General features: G+C 63.0%; 4 protein-coding genes and 1 pseudogene. All 5 read left to right on the forward strand.

Annotated features, from left to right (window positions below):
- Nucleotides 1-6: 6 nt before the first annotated feature.
- Nucleotides 7-129 carry a hypothetical protein gene (locus BP858_RS00200; RefSeq protein ID WP_286878524.1) on the forward strand — a complete coding sequence of 41 codons (123 nt, stop codon included), beginning with the start codon at nt 7-9 and terminating at the stop codon, nt 127-129.
- 570 nt (nt 130-699) lie between these two features.
- Nucleotides 700-1,149, forward strand: coding sequence for a hypothetical protein (locus tag BP858_RS00205; protein WP_286878517.1), 450 nt, complete (start codon nt 700-702; stop codon nt 1,147-1,149).
- Between the two features lie 47 nt (nt 1,150-1,196).
- Complete coding sequence (locus tag BP858_RS00210; protein WP_214166064.1) at nt 1,197-2,432, forward strand: 2,3-bisphosphoglycerate-independent phosphoglycerate mutase; 1,236 nt, start codon at nt 1,197-1,199, stop codon at nt 2,430-2,432.
- Nucleotides 2,433-2,448: 16 nt separating this feature from the next.
- Nucleotides 2,449-3,297: a polymer-forming cytoskeletal protein gene (locus tag BP858_RS00215; RefSeq protein ID WP_062261561.1), complete on the forward strand. Its 849-nt coding sequence runs from the start codon at nt 2,449-2,451 to the stop codon at nt 3,295-3,297.
- Nucleotides 3,294-3,715, forward strand: a pseudogene (locus BP858_RS00220) (hypothetical protein); the annotation flags it as partial. The gene BP858_RS00215 and the pseudogene BP858_RS00220, both read left to right, overlap by 4 nt.

The raw sequence follows: 3,715 nt of genomic DNA on the forward strand, positions 1-3,715 counted from the left end.
GAGACCCTGGTCAAGGATATCGTCTCAGGCGATATGGCCCGGGATATCTTCAAGGTCGTCAAGACGATCTACCCGATCCGCCGGGTCGAGATAACCAAGTCCAAACTTGAGCAGATCGCGACCGTATAAGGCCGGCTGCTCAAACCCTATTTTTCCGGATCTGCGTCTCCAGCGGAGCGTTTCATCTTATTTTGCGGGTTCTGGTGCGGATCACCAGCCTCACGCGTGAGGCAATGTTGCACATGCAACGACCTATGCCCCGGGCAGTGGACCGTGGTGGGAATCGCCCTGGGGGTGGGGGCCGGGGAGGGGCTCGCCCCCTTCCCGCGCAAGCCGGAGCCGGGGCACAAACAGAGCCATGATTCCCCACCCGCCAAATCGGGGCGGTTTTTATGGGAAATTTTAGATGCAATGCTCCACTAGTGTCTCGTGTCATCTTATTTTAGGAACTTCTGTCGCATATTGGGACGGGCACTATGATCTCACGCGAAGCCGCGAAGAGCGCGAAGGGGACGATACCGTCCAGCGACCGAACTTCGCGCTCTTCGCGTGCTTCCGCGTGCGGCCATTGGCGAGTCGCCCCACACCCCCCTCAAAGTAAGGTGACTGAAGGCACTCAAGGATCGCCCACGATCCCCGCACGATGGGTATATGCCCTATGACCGGCATACCTCCGCCCGGGAGACTACAGGAGAAGTGATGACCATGACCGTCTACCAGCGGACCAGGGGTGCGCGGCGGGCAGGGCCGGTTGTCCTCTGTCCCGGGGCCCCGGAAGAGCAGCAGATGATGGCCCGCGGGATCATCAGGAGGATGCTTGTCCAGTTCCACCGGGAGTGGACCGCTCTCCGGGAGAGCGAGAGCGGTGAGGCCTGGGTCACGACCGCAAACGCGCTGCTCGACCGGTATTCGCACCAGCTCTACGATATCGTCTGCGACACAGAAGCGATCGTCGGAGAAGACCTCGCGGTGGAGATCCGGTGTCTCTCTGCCGATATGATCAAGACGACCAATATCCTCATCATGATCGGTTGTGAGGAGGAGTGCCGCGAACGCGGCGACACCCTCGCGAAGGAGGCGCTCCGCCACGCCGAACGATGCCGGGTGAAGCTCGCGGGCCGGCGCGAGCGGGAAGAGGAGACCCGGTGACCCTCCACCGGGAAGAATAATCTGGTTCTGGATCTCACCTCTTCTCGATGATTGCAGAGAAGGTGCTCTTCCTGGTACTGGACGGGATATCCGACCGTCCCTGTGAAGCACTCAACGGACAGACCCCGCTCTCCGCCGCACGGACCCCGGTCCTCGACCGGTTGGCGGCGGAGGGCGTATGCGGGATCATGGATACCGTCGCTCCCGGCATACGGCCGGGGTCGGATACCTCTCACCTCGCCCTGCTCGGCTACCCGCCGCAGGACTACTACACCGGCCGCGGCCCGCTCGAGGCCGAGGGGACCAGCATCCACATGACCGCCGGGATGATCGGGTTCCGGTGCAACTTCGCCACCGTCGGCGGGGACGGTCTCATCACCGACCGCCGGGCCGGGCGGATATCAGGAACCGGACCGCTCTCGGAGGCGATCCGTGAGGGCGTGGACCTCTCGGCGCTCGGCGTCGGGTTCAGGTTTGAGTCGGGTGCCGGCCACCGGGCGGCCCTCGCTCTCACCGGGGAGGGGCTCGGTGACGCCGTCTCGTCAAACGACCCGAAGAAAGAGGGGGCACGACCGCTCACGATCCAGGCCTGCTCCGACGACCCTGCCGACGAAAAGACCGCCCATGCCTGCAACGAGTTCATCCGCCAGTCGACTGAGATCCTCGCCCGCCACCCCGTAAACGCACAGAGGGTGAAAGAGGGGCTGCCCCCCGCAAACCTCCTCCTGATCAGGGGCGCAGGGAAGATGGGCGCGTTCCCCCCGTTCCAGGAACGTTACGGGCTCTCCGGGAGCGTCATCTCCGCGGCCACCCTCATCTCGGGTATCGGGAAGGTCGTGGGGCTCGAACATATCCCGGTGCCGGGGACGACCGGGTCGGTCGACTCCGACCTGGACGCCAAGGTGAAGGCAGCGCTTGGGGAACTTGAGCGGAAAGACTTTGTCCTGATGAACATCAAGGGCGCAGACGAGGCAGGCCACGACGGGAAAGCGATAGAGAAGCGGGACTTCATCGAGGTCATCGACGCGGCGCTCGAGCCGCTGCTCGCGCTTTCGGATACCCTGATCGTCATCTGCGCCGACCACAGCACCCCCTGCTCGGTCAGGGATCACAGCGCCGACCCGGTGCCGGTCGTCATCAGGGGTCCGGGGGTCAGGGTAGACCCGACGGTCCGGTTCGACGAGGTCTCGTGCGCGCAAGGAGGCCTCAACCGCATCCGGGGTTGCGACATCATGCCGATTGTCCTGGATCTAATTAATAAGAGTCATAAGTATGGCGCATGAAGACTATAGCAGGTAAATGGAATCGACAGGAGACCACGACAGGTTCAGGGGCTGCACCCTCCCGGACAATACCGAACTCCAGGAGAGGACACTCAAGACCGATCAGGACATCGTCATCGGGGACCGGTGCCGGATCGATTACGGCCTTTTGGGCAAAGAGATCGTGGTCTGTGAATTTTGCAAGATCAACGGAGACATCAACGCGAGCGCTGACGCGAGGATAGACAACTGGTGCGAGATCGGCGGCGACGTCGTCGTGGAGGAGGACGCCTACCTCGGCGAGGGAGTGAAGATCCAGGGTAAACTGGTCGTCAAAGGCGACCTCGATATCGGGGACAACGTCCAGATCGAGCGCGGGTTTGAGGCGAAAGGCTGGATCTCCATCCGAAACCCGATGCCGGTCATCATCTACATCATGATGTACCTGGTGGCCGTCCTCGGGATCGAGAAGGAGGCCGAACTGGACGCCGTCCTTGAGAAACTCTTCGGCGATGATGAAACCCCGGCCGGGACGCCGCTGATGATCCCGGCCGGCGCCGTCCTCGATATGCAGACCTTCTCGGTGCCTGAGAAGATGACCATCGGGTCCGGGTGCCGGCTGCACGGGAACATCCGCGCCGGGGCGATAGCGGTCCGGGAGGAGACGACGATCTTCGGGAGTCTCCACGTGGAGGACGGCGCAAGCATCGCCCGGGGATCGGTCATCCACGGTGATGTCCAGAGCAACGGCGATGTAAAGATCGAGCAGGGGGCGCATATCCTCGGGAACGTCTCCTGCCGGGGCCTCACCCTGCACGAGGATGCCCGCGTGGACGGGGTCATCCGGGCGCCGGGCGGCCTGAAGATCGAGAGGCGAGAGAAATGAAGGTTGCAGATATCCTTGGGGTCGACGGATGCCGGTTGGTCGAACCGTCGTTTGCGGAACTGACGATGGACTCCTATACAGCCCTTCTGCTGCGGGCGATGGCGGATGAGGCCCGTCTCCTGGTCGACGAAGAGGAAGAGCCGCTCGCGCTCGCGCTGCACGATGAATCAGGGTGGCACGCCGTCTCGTTCCTCTTCCGGGACCCGACGCTCGCTGCGATCGAGTGCTTTGAGGAGATCGGCGGCGACATCTACCAGGAAAGCCGGGCGGCATGGCTCTCGGCGGTCCGTGAATACTACAGCCTCGATATCTGCAAAAACGTTCTCCCGGCACTCGAAGACCTGCCCCCCGACCGGGAAGGAAAGATCCGCGACCTCATCGACGAAGTCTGGGGCGACCGGCCGGGGACCCTCTGCCT

Origin of the sequence: Methanoculleus sp. UBA413, assembly GCF_002502935.1 — an archaeon.
Taxonomy (GTDB): domain Archaea; phylum Halobacteriota; class Methanomicrobia; order Methanomicrobiales; family Methanoculleaceae; genus Methanoculleus; species Methanoculleus bourgensis.